This is a genomic window from Parahaliea mediterranea (genome assembly GCF_003402235.1).
GTDB lineage: Bacteria > Pseudomonadota > Gammaproteobacteria > Pseudomonadales > Halieaceae > Parahaliea > Parahaliea mediterranea.
This window is the reverse complement of sequence record NZ_QEWO01000003.1, coordinates 418462-433700: the sequence shown is the minus strand read 5'-3', so window position 1 is coordinate 433700 and position 15239 is coordinate 418462. Positions and strand designations below refer to the sequence as shown.

Sequence of the window (15239 nt, the reverse complement as noted above, 5' to 3'; positions counted from 1 at the left end):
GTCAGGCCTGGCAGTCCACCAGGACTTTCATGGTCTCGCCGGGGCGCTGGGCCTGGGCGAAGGCGGCATCAAAATCGGACAGGGGAAAGTGGTGGCTCACCAGCGGGCGCACATCCATATTGCCGCTGCTGAGCATCTCAATCACCTGGGGGAACTCCACCGGGTACTCCATGGCGGCGGTGATGTTCAGCTCGCGCATCAGCAGGTTGAGCATGTCCAGCTCTACCGGGGCAAAATGCACCCCCACCACAACAACGCGCGCGCCCTTGCGGGCGGTGGCGCAAATCTGCTGGAACACCGGCCCGGCGCCGGTGGCTTCAATGTACACGTCGGTGCCGGGCTGCTCGCCGAGGCGCGGGTCGTTGTGCACGCTGCCGTGCAGGGTTTTGAGCTGGGTGGCCAGGGCGGCTGGGTTGTCTTCGGCGCCCAGCGCCTGCAGGCCCAGTTCCCGCGCCACTGCCAGGCGGTGCTCCGAACGGTCCACCACCGCCACCGAGGCGGCGCCCAGGTGGCGGGCGCCAATGGCCGCCGCCAGGCCCACCGGCCCGGCGCCGAGCACCACCACCTTGTCGCCGGGGCCAACCCGGCCCTGGTTGGCGGCGTGCATGCCCACCGACAGGGGCTCCACCAGGGCGCCAATGTCAAAGTCCAGATGATCTGGCAGCGTGAATACCGAGCCGGATTCCGGTGTGACATTGCGCACCACCACCAGGGGGGCAAAGGCCCCACTCAGGCCGTCGCTGCCGATACCGTTGCCGCCGGCCTCGGGGTTGACCACCACGCGCTCCCCCACCCGCAGGTGGGTGACCTCCTCGCCGATGGCCTCGATGGTGCCGGCGAACTCGTGGCCGAAGGCAAAGGGGCTGTGGGCGCCGGGAATGCCGCCTATCTTCGAATAACTGAGGTCGGAGCCGCAGATACCGCAGTGCACAACGCGCACCCGTATATCCCTCGGCCCCACGGGGGGAACGTCGACGGTATCCAGGCGAATATCCTGCGGCGCGTGAATGCGCGCGGCGGTCATGGTGGGCATGGCGTAGCTCTTATTCAAACTAAATTAATACGATCGCATTAATAATAGGCGCCAGCGTGGGCAAAGGTCAATCGGGGCGATGGTTGGAGCGTGGTTAGAGTGGTTAGAGTGGTAGCCGGTGTGACCGCCGGCGCGCGGCCCGGGAGATGGTCAGGCGGCGTGGGTGGCGATATCGCGGATGCGCGCCACCATGGCTCGCAGGCCATTGCCCCGGGTGGGCGACAGGTGGCGGATCAGGTCGAGCTCGCTGAAGTAGCCCTCGATATCGAAGGCCAGCACCTCGCTCGGGGTTTTGTTGTTGTAGGCCGCCAGCACCACGCCCAGCAGGCCCTTGACGATGAAGGCGTCGGAGTCCACGTCCATCTGCAGGCGGCCGTTCTCCAGGGCGGTATCAATCCACACCTGGCTCTGGCAGCCCTTGATTTTGCGCTCGTCGGTGCGCTTGGCCTCGTCCATCGGCGGCAGCTCCTTGCCGAGGTCGATGATGTACTTGTAGCGCTCTTCCCAGTCGTCGAAGAAGGACAGGGTGTCAATGATGTCAGCGGCGGTGATGCTGTTGCCGAAGGGGTTATTGCTCATCAGAACATCCCCGTTTCGAGCTGGGCTTCCTCGGACATCATCTCCCGGCTCCAGGGCGGGTCGAACACCAGCTCCACCTGCACCTTCTTCACGTGCGGCACCTGGGCCACCCGGTATTCCACATCGCCCACCAGCACCGGGCCCATTCCGCAGCCGGGGGCGGTGAGGGTCATCTGGATGGTGACGGTGCCGGTGGCCTGGTCGATGGCCAACTCGTAGATCAGGCCCAGGTTCACCAGATCCACCGGCACTTCGGGGTCGTACACGGTGTGCAGCGCATCCCACACCTGGGGCTCGCTGATCTGCCCGTCGGCGGGGGCGGCGTATTCCAGCTTCAGCGGCTCAAGGCCAAGGGCGTCGGCGTCGGTGCCGTCCACCCGCACCATGTTGCCGTGGTGGATCACGGTGTAGTTGCCCCCTAGCGACTGGGTCAGGGTGACGAAGGTGTGGGCCGGAATGGTCACCGGCGTGCCCACCGGCACCAGCCGGCCGGGGCAGTCCCGGGTGGTGGTAAGCAGGGTGCGTTCCTGGGCACTCATATCAATTCACGCTGAAGCTTTCGCCACAACCGCAGGCAGCGGTGACGTTGGGATTGAGAAACTTGATGGTGCGGTTGATGCCCTCTTTCTCAAAGGCGATCTCGGTGCCCTTGAGCACCGGCAGCGACGCCGGGTCGATATACAGCTCCAGGCCGTTGTCCAGGTTCATCACCACGTCGCCGGCTTCGCTGTGCTCCACCTCGTCCATCACATACATGTAGCCGGTGCAGCCGCTCTCTTTCACGCTGATGCGCACGCCGCGGCCGCCGTGCTTTTCCAGTTGCTGCTTCAGGTGCTTGGCCGCCGCCTCTGACACGGAGATGGCGTCGCGGCTCACGTCAAAACGCTCTACGGACATGACTGACTCCTAACGAAAAAGCCGTACGGCTTTGTGAATGCCCTCAAACAGCCGCTCCACATCCTGCGCCGTGTTGTACAGGGCGTAGGAGGCGCGCACGGTGCCGGGCACCTGGTAGTGATCCATCAGCGGCTGGGTGCAGTGGTGGCCGGTGCGCACGGCAATGCCCTGCTGGTCCAGCAGCATGCCAAGGTCCGACGGGTGCACACCGTCGAGCACAAAGCTGAAGATGCCCACCGCCTCCTGAGGCGCGCCGATGCGGCGCAGGCCCTCCACCGATGTTGCCAACGCCAGCGACTGGGCCAGCAGCGCGCGCTCGTGGGCCGCGGCCGCGGCCATGTCGATGCCGCCCAGGTAGTCGATGGCCGCCGCCAGGCCGATGGCGTCGGCGATATTGGGGGTGCCGGCCTCGAATTTAAAGGGCAGGGTGTTGAAGGTGGTGCCGGCAAAGCTGACTGTCTCGATCATTTCGCCGCCGCCCAGGAAGGGCGGCATGGCCTCCAGCAGTTCCTCGCGCCCCCACAGGGCGCCGATACCGGTGGGGCCGTAGAGCTTGTGGCCGGAGAAGGCGTAAAAGTCGCAGTCCAGGGCCTGCACGTCAACTTTGAAGTGGGCGGTGGCCTGGGCCCCGTCCACCAGTATTCTGGCGCCCACCGCATGGGCTTTGGCGGCAATCTCCCGCACCGGGTTCACGGTGCCGAGGGCGTTGGACACGTGGTTCACCGCCACCAGCTTGACCCGCTCATCCAGCAGGTCGTCCAGCGCGGCCATGTCGATATCGCCGGATTCAAGAATCGGGATGGCTACCACTTCGGCTCCGGTGGCGGCGCACACCAACTGCCAGGGCACGATGTCGGAATGGTGCTCCAGGTAGGACACGAGCACCCGGTCGCCGGGGCCGAGGTTGGCGCGGCCCCAGCTGTGTGCCACCAGGTTGATGGCCTCGGTGGTGCCGCGCACCCAGATCACCTGCCGCGCCGCCGGGCTGTTGATGAAGCGGGCCACGGTCTCCCGCGCCTGTTCGAAGGCGCCGGTGGCGCGGTCCGACAGGGCGTGGGCGCCGCGATGTACGTTGGCGTTGTCGCGGCGGTAGTAGTTGGCAACGGCCTCTATCACCACCTCGGGCTTTTGCGTGGTGGCGGCGTTGTCCAGGTACACCAGCGGGTGGCCGTTCACTTCCTGCTGCAGGATGGGGAAGTCGGCGCGCAGGGCGGTGGCGTCGAAGGCCGCCGGGGCGATGGCTTGGGCCTTACTCATGGCCGCCTTCCAGGCTCTCTTGTTCCAAGCTCTCTTCTTCCAAGATGTGCCGAGTGAGCTTGTCGTTGCGGGCAAAGCGTCGCGCCAGCAGGGGCTTGAGGTAGTCGCGCAGGGCCTTGTTGCGCACGCCGTCCACCAGCTCGTTGATAAAGCCGTAGCTGATCATCACCTCGGCCTCGTCCTTGGGCACGCCGCGGGTGCGCAGGTAGTGCAGGGTCAGCGGGTCCATCTGCGCGACGGTGGCGCCGTGGGCGCACTGCACGTCGTCGGCGTAAATCTCCAGCTCCGGCTTGGTGTTTACCTCGGCCCGGTTGCTGGTGAGCAGGTTCTTGTTGGACAGCTCGGCGCGGGTTTTCTGGGCGTTCGGGTGAATGTGGATGCGGCCGTTGAAAATGGCGCAGGCCTCGTCGCTGACAATGCCGCGGAAGGTTTCCGAGCTGGTGCAGTGGGGCACCGCGTGTTCAATGCAGGTGTGGTAGTCCACCTGCTCCTCGCCCCGCGGCAGGTAGATGCCGTTCAGTTCGCAGTGGGCGCCCTGGCCGCGGTGTTCCACCACCAGGTCGATACGCTTGAGGCGGCTGCCCAGGGCCAGGTGGAAGCTGTTCAGGGTGCTGTTGGCGTCGATGGCCGCGTGCACGCCGCCGATGTGGGCCGACTCGCCCTGCTCCAATTGCAGGCGGTAGTGGTCCAGGCGCGCGCCCTCGCCCAGCAGCAGTTCGCTGATGCCGTTGGTAAAGGCGGTGCCGCCGGTGTTGGCGTTGCTGAAGGTTTCCACCACGCTGGCCTGGCTGTTGGCGCCCAGTTGCACCAGCAGGCGCTGGTTGACCGATACCGCCTCCATCTGCCCGCTGGTCAGCCACACCAGGTGCACCGGCTGTTCCAGCACGGTGTTGGCATCCACCTGCAGGAACACGCCATCGGTGAGGGTGGCCTCGTTCAGGGCGGCAAAGCGGTGCTGGCTGCGGTTGATGGCGCTGCCGAGCCGTTCGGCGATGTGGGCGGCGCTGGCCTCGTCGGCCTCGCTGAAGCGCAGCAGGCGGGCGCCCGCGGGCAGGTCGATCTTCGACAGCTCTTCCCGGTACAGGCCGTCGGCAAACACCAGGGTGCTGCCGGGCAGCTGTGGGTAGCGGATGTTGCCGAGCTGGGGGGCTGCGTGGCGATCCACCGCCACAAAGGGCTGCTGCAGCGCCTGCAGGTTGTTGTACTTCCAGGCCTCGGTTTTGCGGTTGGGCAGGGCGCTGTCGCGCCACTGCTGGCGGCCGCGCTCCAGCACCTGCGCCAGCCAGGCCGGCGCTGTTTCTGCGGCGACGGTCAGCGGCTGTTGCATGAAGTCGGTCATCAGGCGGCGTCCTCCAGCCAGGCGTAGCCTTTTTCCTCCAGCTCCAGGGCCAGGGACTTGTCGCCAGACTTGATGATGCGCCCGCCAGCCAGCACGTGAACGTAGTCTGGCTCAATGTAGTTGAGCAGGCGCTGGTAGTGGGTTACCAGAATGAAGGAGCGCTCGGCGTTACGCATGGCGTTCACGCCGTTGGCAACCACCTGCAGGGCGTCGATGTCCAGGCCCGAGTCGGTCTCGTCCATGATGCACAGCTTGGGTTCCAGCAGCATCATCTGCATCAGTTCGTTGCGCTTTTTCTCGCCGCCGGAGAAGCCTTCGTTCACGCCGCGCTTGAGGAAGCTCTGATCCAGATCCACGGTTTTACAGCACTCGCGGGCCTGCTTCATGAAGTCCACGCTGCTGATGGCCTCCTGGCCGCGGGCTTCGCGCACCGCATCCACCGAGGCCTTGAGGAATTCCATGTTGGACACGCCCGGGATTTCCACCGGGTACTGGTAGGCCAGGAACAGGCCCAGGTGGGCGCGCTCTTCAGTCTCCATGTCGAGGATGTCCTGGCCCAGCAGGGTGGCGCTGCCGGCGGTGACGGCGTAGCCGGGGCGGCCCGCCAGCACGTGGCCAAGGGTGCTCTTGCCGGAGCCGTTGGGGCCCATGATGGCGTGTACTTCGCCGGGCTTGATGGCCAGGTTGAGGCCCTTGAGGATGTCCTTGTCGTCCACCCGGGCGTGGAGGTTGTCGATTTTCAGCATCTGTCGTTCTCTCTCAAAATTCCGTTCGGGCCTAGCCCACCGAGCCTTCCAGGCTCACTTCCAGCAACTTGCCTGCCTCCATCGCGAACTCCATCGGCAGCTCGCGGAACACTTCCTTGCAGAAACCGTTGACGATCATGGACACGGCTTTTTCCGCGTCCAGGCCGCGCTGCTGGCAGAGGTAGAGTTGGTCGTCGCTCACTTTGGAGGTGGTGGCCTCGTGCTCCACCACCGCGCTGGGGTTGCGGCTCTCGATGTAGGGGAAGGTGTGGGCGGCGCATTGGTCGCCGATCAGCAGGGAATCGCACTGGGTGTAGTTGCGCGCGCCCTCGGCCCGCGGGCTCATGCGCACCAGGCCGCGGTAGGCGTTGGAGCTTTTGCCGGCGGAAATGCCCTTGGAAATGATGGTGGAGCGGGTGTTCTTGCCCAGGTGGATCATCTTGGTGCCGGTGTCGGCCTGCTGGGCGTTGTTGGTGAGGGCCACCGAGTAGAACTCGCCCACGCTGTTGTCGCCGCGCAGGATGCAGCTGGGGTACTTCCAGGTGATGGCGGAGCCGGTTTCCACCTGGGTCCAGCTGATCTTGGCGTCGCGGTGGGCCACGCCGCGCTTGGTCACAAAGTTGTAGATGCCGCCCTTGCCCTCGGCATCGCCGGGGTACCAGTTCTGCACCGTGGAGTACTTGATCTCGGCGCCGTCCAGGGCCACCAGCTCCACCACCGCTGCGTGCAGCTGGTTCTCGTCGCGCATCGGCGCGGTGCAGCCTTCGAGGTAGCTCACGTGGCTGCCCTCGTCGGCGATGATCAGGGTGCGCTCGAACTGGCCGGTGTTCTGTTCGTTGATGCGGAAGTAGGTGGACAGCTCCATCGGGCAGCGCACGCCCTTGGGGATGTAGACAAAGGAGCCGTCGCTGTATACCGCGCTGTTGAGGGCGGCGTAGAAGTTGTCCTTGCGCGGCACCACGCTGCCCAGGTACTTGCGCACCAGGTCCGGGTATTCCTTCACCGCCTCGGAAATAGAGCAGAAAATCACCCCGGCCTCGGCCAGCTTCTCGCGGAAGGTGGTGGTGACTGACACGGAGTCGAACACCGCGTCCACCGCCACTCCGGCCAGCGCCTCCTGCTCGTGCAGGGGAATGCCCAGCTTGTTGTAGGTCTCGATCAGCTCTGGGTCCACCTCGTCCAGGCTCTTGGGGCGATCCTTCAGGGCCTTGGGCGAGGAGAAATAGGAGATCTCGTTGAATCTGACCGGCGGGTAATTCACATGGGCCCAGCTCGGTTCACGCATCTGCAGCCAGTCGCGGTAGGCCTCCAGGCGCCACTCGAGCAGCCACTCGGGCTCGTCCTTGCGCTGGGAAATAAAGCGGATCACGTCCTCGTTGAGGCCGGGGGGCAGGGTGTCCGACTCAATGTTGGTCGTGAAGCCCGCGGCATACTCTTTCGAGATGGCGCGATCTATCTGTTGCTGCGACATAGTGTGTTGACCTGTCTGTGTACTGCCTGTCCGCGGGGGCGGCGCTAGGCCTTTCCCAATTCGGCAATGATGTCCGCCTGGGGGGTGTCGGAGGCAGCCACCCGGGCCTCCTGTTCCAGGGCGATCACCCTGATTTCCTGTCGTTCCACCAGATCGTTGAGGGAGATGCCCTCAAGGAATGCGTGGATCTGGTCGCTGAGGTTCATCCACAGGTGGTGGGTGAGGCAGGTGCTGCCCTTCTGGCAGTCGCCCTTGCCCTGACAGCGGGTGGCGTCGGTGCTCTCGTTGACCGCCTCGATCACCTCCGCCACGCTGATGTCGCTGGCGGACTTGCCCAGGTGGTAGCCACCGCCGGGGCCGCGCACGCTGCGCACCAGGCCGCCGCGCCGGAGCTGGGAAAACAGCTGCTCCAGGTAGGACAGGGAAATATCCTGGCGCGCGGAAATACCCGCCAGGGGAATGGGCCCCTCGCCCTGGTGCAGCGCCAGGTCCAACATGGACGTGACCGCATAGCGGCCGCGGGTGGTTAGGCGCACGAAAAAAACGCGCCTGTAGGCGCGGGCTGTGAGTCGAGGTGTGTCATACCCGACTATTTTAGTCGACTATAAAACCCCGGGCAACAGTCAGGTATTGGCAGCGGGCAAATTCCCTATTCCGAGCGGTCGTCCTCATCCTCGTCCAGGGGCCGGGGCTGGGCTTCAAAATCCTCGTCCTCGGCGTTATCCAGCGGGGGGCTGGCCGTCTCGGGCTCGCTGGCGGGCCGGGTTTTGGCGGTTGCGGCGGCTGCCGGCTGCGCGGCCTTGCCCTGGGTGCCAGCTGCGGCCCCGGCCGCGGCAGCAGCGCTGGGTGCTGGCGCGGGCCTGGCATCGGCGCTGGTGTTCTCGGCAGCCGGTGCTTCCCCGCTGGCGGGGGGCTGGTTCGGGTCCGGCGCGGCGCTCGCCTCGGCGGGCACTTCGACATCCTCCGGCGGGCTGATCTGCTCCTCGGGCGCCTGAATGCCGATGTGGTGGGTGGCAAACCCCGGCTGCACCACCTGGTTCAGGGCCATGCCGAGGATGCGGCCGTCGTAGCTGGAGCGAATTTCGGTGCGCACATTGGTGATGGGGTTGGTGACCGTGCCCAGCAGGTCGCCCTTGCGCACCGTCTGGCCCAGGCTCACCTTGCTGAACACCACCCCGCCCTCCGGCGCGCGCTGCCAGGTGGAGTTGTAGTACACCGGCTCCGGGTCGCCCCACAGGCGGAACTTGCTCACCATGCCCAGGTGGTTGAGCAGGGTGCGGATGCCCTTCACGCTGTGGGCCACGTTGTCTTCGCTCAGCACCATCGGCGCCCCGGCTTCCAGGGTGACGGCAGGAATGCCCGCTTCCACCGCCGCCCGGCGCAGGGTGCCCTCGGCGCCGTCGCTGTGCAGCACCACGGTGGAGCCGAAACTCTCGGTGATCTTCACCACCTGGGGGTTGGTGAGGTCGCCGCGCAGCTGGGGCAGGTTGGTGCGGTAGAAGGAGCCGGTGTGCAGGTCCACCACGGCGCTGCAGTGCTGGACGATCTCATGGAAAAACGAATAGGCAATGCGCGAGGCGGAGCTGCCGCCCGGGTCGCCGGGAAAATAGCGGTTGAGGTCCCGGCGGTCGCTCAGGTAGCGAGAGCTGCGGTGAAAGCCCTGCAGGTTGACGATGGGCACCCCCACCACGGTGCCGTTCAGTTTTTGCGCGTCCAGGTTGTAGAGCACCCGGCGCACGGTTTCCACGCCGTTCAGCTCGTCGCCGTGAACGGCGGCGGTCAGGCACAGCACCGGGCCGGGCTCTGCCCCGTTCACCACCAGCACCGGGGTGGCGCTGTAGATGCCCTCGAAGGACTGGCTGGGCGCCCAGGACAGGCGGGTGGCGGTGCCGGGGGGCACCTCCGTGCCCAGCAGTACAAAGGGGGCTGGGGTGGTGGCCCGCTCTTCGACGGCGGTTGCGGCGCCGGGGGCATTCGGGTCAGGTGGCGGCGCCAGCTCAATGGCGGGCGGTGGGTCCTCGGGGGTTGCCTCGGTCGCGGCATCTTGCGGCGTGACCGGGGCCTTCAGTTCGGTATTGCTGATGGCAGGTGCCTGTGCTGATGCCGGGCTGATTTCTTCCAGGGCCGCTGCCGCGTCCTCTTCGGCGGCCGTCACCGGCTCGTTCAGGTCGACATTCTCTGCGCGCGGCATGGGCTGGCCGCTGTTGTTGCCGTCCTCGCTGCTGCTGTCAGTGGCCTCGCTGGGGGCTTCGCCACTGTCCGCGCCCTCGGTGGGGGGGCTGTCCTTGCCGGGGAGAGCGTCTTGGTTGGGGAGCGTGGCTTGTGCCGCCGTGCTGTCGCCGGCGGCAGAGGCGCTCGGCGCGCCAGGGTGGATAGGGGTATCGTCTGCGGTGTGGCCCGGGTTCGTCGCCCACAGCAGTGTCAGGGCGGCGGCAAGCGCGATGGGGCGAGGTGGTGCCATGTTGGTTTCGGGGTCTCCTCTTCACCAGCGTCGGCACTGGCGAAACATCCGTTGCAGGGCGTAGCTTAACGCCCGGCACCGCCACCAGCCAACCACCGGCCGGCGTCAGGGCCTGCAAATAGGCGGATTTGTCTGAAATTGTGAGGAAGTTGGGGAAACTGGCCGCCGCCCGGGGGCGGCGGCCCGATGGCGACTCAGGCGACTCAGAAGCCCGCGCAGTCGTTGCTGGTGCTGTGGTCGCAGCCGTCGCTGCCGATGTAGGACTGTGTGGAATACTCATCCAATGGCAGTTTCGACAGCGGCAGGCCCTGTGCCGTCAGCTGCTCCACGTAGTCGATAAAGCCCTGGGCGTATTCGGTGAAGGTGTCCTCGTAGTTGCCGGCGTCGAAGATGGGGCCAAAAGTGTCGTAGCCGTCCTGGCCGGAGGCAATGAAGTCGTTGGTGACCACGCTGTACACCGCCGCCACATCAATAGGCGCCCAGCTGCCGGCCACCCGGGGGTTCACTTCCACGTTGCTGATGCGCGAGCCAAAGGGCTGGGAGGCATCCACCGCGTAGCGCAGGCCCGATGCATAAGGGTAGGAGCCGGTGGAACCGCCCGCATCCAGGGCATTGGCCAGGGCGTCTTCCAGCACGTTGATCACTTCCTGCCCGGTCATCTGCAGCGTTACCAGGGTGTTGGAGAAGGGCAGCAGGGTGAAGGCATCGGCAATGGTGAAGTCGCCGGCGGCCACATCCACCCGCACGCCGCCGCCGTTCTGGATGCCAATGTCGGCGGTGGGGGTAACGGTCATAAAGGCCTTGGCGACGATGTTGGAAATGTCGCTGCCCTGGTTGTAGGTGACGCTGATGTCGCACACCGACGAGCGGCCCTCATTGGGGAAGCGCTCCAGGCAGATGTCCTCGGCCACGCTGCCGATGAGGGTCTGCTCCAGCACCTCAACCTCTTCATTAAAGCCCGCCAGCAGCTGCACGGTGGTGGCGTCTTCCGCCGTGACGGCAATTTCGTCCTCGGCCTCCAGAGCGTTGCGCACGGCAATTGCATCGTTGCCATCCAGGGTGCGGCTTTCGTCGTCGTTGAAGGCGTAGCTGAAGCTGTCGGCAATGGGCATCACCGGCATGCCGCTGCAGCCGGTGACTACGCCGTTAGCATCAAAGCGCACGTCCAGCTGCCCCAGCAGGTGGCCGTATTCCCAGGCCTGCACCACGCACACGGTGTTGCCGTCGGCATCGGCGGTCACCGTGGGGTACTCGCCCACCGGGTTAAAGCCGAGGGTGGCAAAGGTGTCATCCCCCAGCAGGGAGTGGGAGTCGCCGCCCACAATCACATCCACCCCGGTCAGGTTCTGGGCCAGGGTCACGTCGGCCTGGTAACCGTAGTGGGTCAGCAGCACGATCTTGTTCACGCCCATGCCGGTCAGCTCGTCGATGTACTGCTGGGCGGTTTCGGTCTCATCGAGGAACTCGGTGCCCGCGTCGGGCTGGGAGGAGTTCTTGGTTTTGCCCGCAACATCAATGCCGATGATGCCGATCTGCTCGCCGCCGCGTTCCACAATGGTGTAGGGCGCAATGTAACCCTCGGCGATGGCCGAATCCGGCCCCGGCACCACGTTGGCGGCCAGCGTGGGGGTGGCGCAGGCGCCGCTGTTGAGGAAGTCCAGGAAGTTGGCCAGGCCCGCGTCGCCATCGTCAAATTCGTGGTTGCCCAGGGCAAAAGCGTCGAAGCACACCTGGTTCATCACCTCGGCGTCGGCGCGGCCGTTAAACAGGCTGTAGTACAGGGTGCCCGTTACCGCATCGCCGGCGTGCAGCTTGATCACGTGTTCGGCGTTGGCGGCCAGGGTGTTGAACAGGGTGACCAGCATGGGAAAGCCGCCGTAGGTGACTTCCACCTCGGCCACCGCCGCGCCGCTGGCGGTGGTGGTGGCCAGGTTCAGGCCGCTGGTGTCAAAGTCGAAGCGCTCGGCCACAATGTGGGAGTGATGGTCGTTCAGGTGCAGCAGGGTAAGGTCGATCGGCTGGCCGCCGGGTTCCGGCTCTGGCTCTACCGGCACCTCGGGCACTTCCGGCTCGGTGGGGGCATCAACCCGGTCGCTGCTGTCGGAGCAGCCCGCTATCAGCAGCAGGCTTCCCAGCGCGGCCGTGGTGACGGCCCGTGACAGACGGTGCATCATCTCTTCCCTTCCCTCGTTGCGTTGTTGTGGTTGGCTGTAACAGGCGCTTGCGCACTACTTCGAGGGTAAGAGTCCACCGTGTTGATTGTGTGAACGGGGTATGACGTTCCGATGACGTTTTGCGCAAGGCCGCCTGTCAAAAAACTGTCGCGCCGCCGACACGAAACCGGCACAGGGTTGTCATCCTGTTCTGTTGCACTGGGCACTCCAACGGCAACGCCGCCCGGCGGCCCTGCCCCCTGCGCGCGCCCGCGCGCCCAACCTGAGTGGAACTGCCTGCTGCTTATGAAACCGCTGATGCTTGCTGGAACCCTGCTGGGCCTTACCGCCTGTGGCGCCGAGGCCGGAATGATGATTACCGCCGTGTTCGATGGCCCCCTGAGCGGCGGCGTGCCCAAGGGCGTTGAGGTCTACGTGACCGAGGACATTGCCGATTTGAGCGCCTATGGCCTGGGCTCCGCCAACAACGGTGGCGGCAGCGACGGCGAGGAATTCACCTTTCCCGCCGGCAGCGCCAGCGCCGGTGACTACCTGTACATCGCCTCGGAAGAGGACGGTTTTACCGCCTTCTTCGGCATGGCGCCCCACTACACCAGCGGGGCAATGGCCATCAATGGCGACGATGCCATCGAGCTGTTCCACAACGGCCAGGTGATCGACCTGTTTGGCGACATCAACGTCGATGGCAGCGGCGAGCCCTGGGACCATGTGGACGGCTGGGCCGCACGTATCGGCCGCGCCGGTCCCTCGGCCACCTTCGATCTTAGCGACTGGCAGTTCAGCGGCGCCAACGCCCTGGACGGTGCCCTGGCCAACGCCAGCGCCGCCAGCCCGGTGCCGCTGTCTGGCAGTGGTGATGGCGGCGACGGCGGCGAGCCACTGCCCCATCAGTTGCAGCTGATTTCCGCCATTCAGGGCACCCCCGCCAGCCAGCTTGGCAACGCCTTTGGCGATACCGATGTCAGCCCGCTCATCGACCAGCCGGTTATCGTCGAGGCCATTGTGGTGGGCGACTTCCAGGACGGCGATGCCGACGCGGCCCGCGACCTGTCCGGCTTCTTCCTGCAGGAAGAGGCCAGCGACGAAGACGGCGACCCGGCCTCCTCGGAAGGGCTGTTTGTGTACGACCGGGGTGTTGGCGCCGACGTGCAGCTGGGCGACCGGGTGCGCGTGCACGGCACGGTGAGCCAGTACTTTGGCGAAACCCAGCTGGGCAACGTGGTGGCGGTGGAGGTGCTGGATAGCAACCAGCTTGACCAGGTGGCTGTGGCGCGCATCACCCTGCCCGCCGCTGCCACCAGCCGCGCCCAGAGCAACAGCTACCAGCCAGACCTGGAAGCCTGGGAGGGCATGCTGGTGCGGGTGGACGGCAACCTGACGGTGACCGAGCAATACCAACTGGACCGCTTCAACGAAATGCGCCTGGTGGCGGGTGAGCGCCCCTTCCAGTTCACCCAGCGTTCGGCCCCCGATGCCGCCGGGCTGGACGCCCACCTGCAGGCCCTGGGCGCGCGCCAGATCGTGTACGACGATGGCCTGAACGTACAGAACGCCCCGGTGGAGGCCACCGATGGCCTGGCCGGCTACCGCGAACTGACCGCGCCGCGCATGGGCGACATGGTGGCCTCGCCCACCGGCGTGCTGGATTACAAATGGGCGGGCAATGCCGCCTCTGGCGCCACCTGGCGCCTGCGCAGCCACATCGACGGCAGCAACGCTTTCACCAGCGTAAACCCGCGGCCCCTGCAAGCGGAGGGCGTGGGGGGCAACCTGTCGCTGGCTTCGCTCAACGTGCTCAACTTTTTCACCACCCTGGATGACGGCAACAGCACCACCGCCCTGGGCCATGAGCCGCGCGGGGCCAACAGCGCCGCCGAGCTGGAGCGCCAGCTGGCCAAAACGGTGAACGCCATTGTCGCGCTGGATGCAGACCTGCTCGGCCTGGTGGAGATTGAAAACCACTTCGACCCCAGTAACGACGGCTCCACCGCCGTTGAAGTGCTGGTGAACGCCATCAATGCGCGGCTGGGGGAGGCGGTGTACGACTACGTCTACCCGGGCAGCGCCTTTGTCGGCGGCGATGCCATTGCCACCGCGCTGATTTACAAGCCAGCTGTACTGCGACCGGCGCCCGGGGCCCAGCCGGCCCTGCTCACCGACGCCGCCGCGGCGACCCTGGACGCCTTTGCCGGGCACGACTTTGACGCCGACCCGATCTTCGAGGGCGAGGCCACCAACCGCGTGCCCCTGGCCGCCAGCTTCGAGCATATCGACTCCGGCGAGGTGCTGATCGTGGCGGTGAACCACTTCAAGTCCAAGGGCAGCTCGGGCCTGGAAGACACCGCCAGCCCCAACTACGACCAGCAGGACGGCGCCGGCTTCTGGAACGCGCGCCGGCAGCTGGCCGCCCGGGCGCTCACCGCCTGGCTGGACACCGCCCCCACCGGCGTGGCCAGCGAGAACATTGCCCTGCTGGGGGACTTCAACGCCTATGCCATGGAGCCGCCCCTGCAAAGCCTGCTGCAGCAGGGCTACGTGAATGTGGAGTCGCCGGCCGATTACTCCTACGTCTTTGACGGGCAGGTGGGCACCCTCGACTACATCCTGCTGAGCGATGCCCTGGCCCAGGCCATGACCGGGGCGCACCTCTGGCACATCAACGCCGACGAGGCCGACGCGCTGGATTACAACCTGGACTACGGCCGCAGCGCCGCCTACTTCGATGCCACCACCGCCACCCGCAACTCCGACCACGACCCCCTGCTGGTGGGCCTGCAACTGGATGCCGCCAGCGTGAGCGTGACCGGCATTCTTGCCGACCTTGCCAGCGCTATACGCTCCGGCGGCATTACGGCCAACAGCTGGGCCAGCCACATTCGCCTGGCCCTGTTCATTGGCGGGCTCAAGGTGGCCGAGCACCTGGAGCAGCACGGCCACCAGCGGGCCTTGTGCCGCAAGCTGGACTGGGCGGACCGGCTCAGCGACGGCCAAAGCCGCCCCAGGGACTGGATAGAAGGCCCCGCCGTGGGGGCGCTGAACGGCCAGTTGCGCACCCTTGGCGCGCGCCTGGGCTGCTAGGGGCTCTGTTGCTGAAGCCTTTGTCGCTGAAGCTTTGCCGCTAAGCCCTTTGCCGCCAATGCCTTTGCCGCCAAAGCCATTGCCGCCAAAGCCCCGGTTGCCGGCTGCGCCGGCTTCACGGCCCGTCCGGGCCTCTGCTACCATCGCCTGACCCACGGGCCGCGCCACCGGGCGCGGCCCACACAATAAGAACCGTCAGGAGAA

12 protein-coding genes are annotated in these 15239 nt (G+C 66.1%); 1 reads left to right on the top strand and 11 read right to left on the bottom strand.

Annotated features, from left to right (window positions below):
• Position 1: 1 nt before the first annotated feature.
• The 11 genes from DDZ17_RS11425 to nadN form a co-directional block, all read right to left on the bottom strand.
• Positions 2 to 1033, bottom strand: coding sequence for a zinc-dependent alcohol dehydrogenase (locus DDZ17_RS11425; protein WP_157976585.1), 1032 nt, complete (start codon positions 1031 to 1033; stop codon positions 2 to 4).
• Positions 1034 to 1183: 150 nt separating this feature from the next.
• Positions 1184 to 1612 carry a SufE family protein gene (locus DDZ17_RS11420; protein ID WP_116366912.1) on the bottom strand — a complete coding sequence of 143 codons (429 nt, stop codon included), beginning with the start codon at positions 1610 to 1612 and terminating at the stop codon, positions 1184 to 1186.
• Positions 1612 to 2151, bottom strand: a complete 540-nt coding sequence (sufT, locus tag DDZ17_RS11415) for a putative Fe-S cluster assembly protein SufT (RefSeq protein ID WP_116366910.1) — start codon at positions 2149 to 2151, stop codon at positions 1612 to 1614. The genes DDZ17_RS11420 and sufT overlap by 1 nt, the downstream gene beginning before the upstream one ends.
• 1 nt (position 2152) lies before the next feature.
• Positions 2153 to 2509, bottom strand: a complete 357-nt coding sequence (locus tag DDZ17_RS11410; RefSeq protein WP_116366908.1) for a HesB/IscA family protein — start codon at positions 2507 to 2509, stop codon at positions 2153 to 2155.
• A 9-nt stretch (positions 2510 to 2518) separates the two neighbouring features.
• A complete protein-coding gene (locus DDZ17_RS11405) occupies positions 2519 to 3766 on the bottom strand; it encodes a cysteine desulfurase (RefSeq protein ID WP_116366906.1) in 1248 nt (415 codons plus the stop codon).
• On the bottom strand, positions 3759 to 5105 hold the full coding sequence (gene sufD, locus DDZ17_RS11400) for a Fe-S cluster assembly protein SufD (RefSeq protein ID WP_116366904.1): 1347 nt from the start codon (positions 5103 to 5105) through the stop codon (positions 3759 to 3761). The genes DDZ17_RS11405 and sufD overlap by 8 nt, the downstream gene beginning before the upstream one ends.
• Positions 5105 to 5851, bottom strand: a complete 747-nt coding sequence (gene sufC, locus DDZ17_RS11395) for a Fe-S cluster assembly ATPase SufC (protein ID WP_116366902.1) — start codon at positions 5849 to 5851, stop codon at positions 5105 to 5107. The genes sufD and sufC overlap by 1 nt, the downstream gene beginning before the upstream one ends.
• 31 nt (positions 5852 to 5882) lie before the next feature.
• Positions 5883 to 7322, bottom strand: coding sequence for a Fe-S cluster assembly protein SufB (gene sufB, locus DDZ17_RS11390; protein WP_116366900.1), 1440 nt, complete (start codon positions 7320 to 7322; stop codon positions 5883 to 5885).
• A 44-nt stretch (positions 7323 to 7366) separates the two neighbouring features.
• Positions 7367 to 7858, bottom strand: a complete 492-nt coding sequence (gene iscR, locus DDZ17_RS11385; protein ID WP_116366898.1) for a Fe-S cluster assembly transcriptional regulator IscR — start codon at positions 7856 to 7858, stop codon at positions 7367 to 7369.
• 113 nt (positions 7859 to 7971) lie between these two features.
• Positions 7972 to 9783 (bottom strand): succinylglutamate desuccinylase/aspartoacylase family protein, encoded by a 1812-nt coding sequence (locus tag DDZ17_RS11380; RefSeq protein WP_116366896.1) that lies wholly within the window; start codon positions 9781 to 9783, stop codon positions 7972 to 7974.
• A gap of 203 nt (positions 9784 to 9986) precedes the next feature.
• Positions 9987 to 11957 (bottom strand): NAD nucleotidase, encoded by a 1971-nt coding sequence (nadN, locus tag DDZ17_RS11375; protein ID WP_116366894.1) that lies wholly within the window; start codon positions 11955 to 11957, stop codon positions 9987 to 9989.
• A gap of 297 nt (positions 11958 to 12254) precedes the next feature.
• Here nadN and DDZ17_RS11370 point away from each other — a divergent pair, with 297 nt between their 5' ends.
• On the top strand, positions 12255 to 15035 hold the full coding sequence (locus tag DDZ17_RS11370) for an ExeM/NucH family extracellular endonuclease (RefSeq protein ID WP_116367268.1): 2781 nt from the start codon (positions 12255 to 12257) through the stop codon (positions 15033 to 15035).
• Positions 15036 to 15239: the final 204 nt, after the last annotated feature.

Coding starts and splice junctions, on each gene's coding strand:
- DDZ17_RS11410 (WP_116366908.1), bottom strand. CDS start 2,509: ATGTCCGTAGAGCGTTTTGACGTGAGCCGCGACGCCATCTCCGTGTCA.
- sufB (WP_116366900.1), bottom strand. CDS start 7,322: ATGTCGCAGCAACAGATAGATCGCGCCATCTCGAAAGAGTATGCCGCG.
- DDZ17_RS11425 (WP_157976585.1), bottom strand. CDS start 1,033: ATGCCCACCATGACCGCCGCGCGCATTCACGCGCCGCAGGATATTCGC.
- sufT (WP_116366910.1), bottom strand. CDS start 2,151: ATGAGTGCCCAGGAACGCACCCTGCTTACCACCACCCGGGACTGCCCC.
- DDZ17_RS11405 (WP_116366906.1), bottom strand. CDS start 3,766: ATGAGTAAGGCCCAAGCCATCGCCCCGGCGGCCTTCGACGCCACCGCC.
- sufC (WP_116366902.1), bottom strand. CDS start 5,851: ATGCTGAAAATCGACAACCTCCACGCCCGGGTGGACGACAAGGACATC.
- DDZ17_RS11370 (WP_116367268.1), top strand. CDS start 12,255: ATGCTTGCTGGAACCCTGCTGGGCCTTACCGCCTGTGGCGCCGAGGCC.
- DDZ17_RS11420 (WP_116366912.1), bottom strand. CDS start 1,612: ATGAGCAATAACCCCTTCGGCAACAGCATCACCGCCGCTGACATCATT.
- DDZ17_RS11380 (WP_116366896.1), bottom strand. CDS start 9,783: ATGGCACCACCTCGCCCCATCGCGCTTGCCGCCGCCCTGACACTGCTG.
- sufD (WP_116366904.1), bottom strand. CDS start 5,105: ATGACCGACTTCATGCAACAGCCGCTGACCGTCGCCGCAGAAACAGCG.
- nadN (WP_116366894.1), bottom strand. CDS start 11,957: ATGATGCACCGTCTGTCACGGGCCGTCACCACGGCCGCGCTGGGAAGC.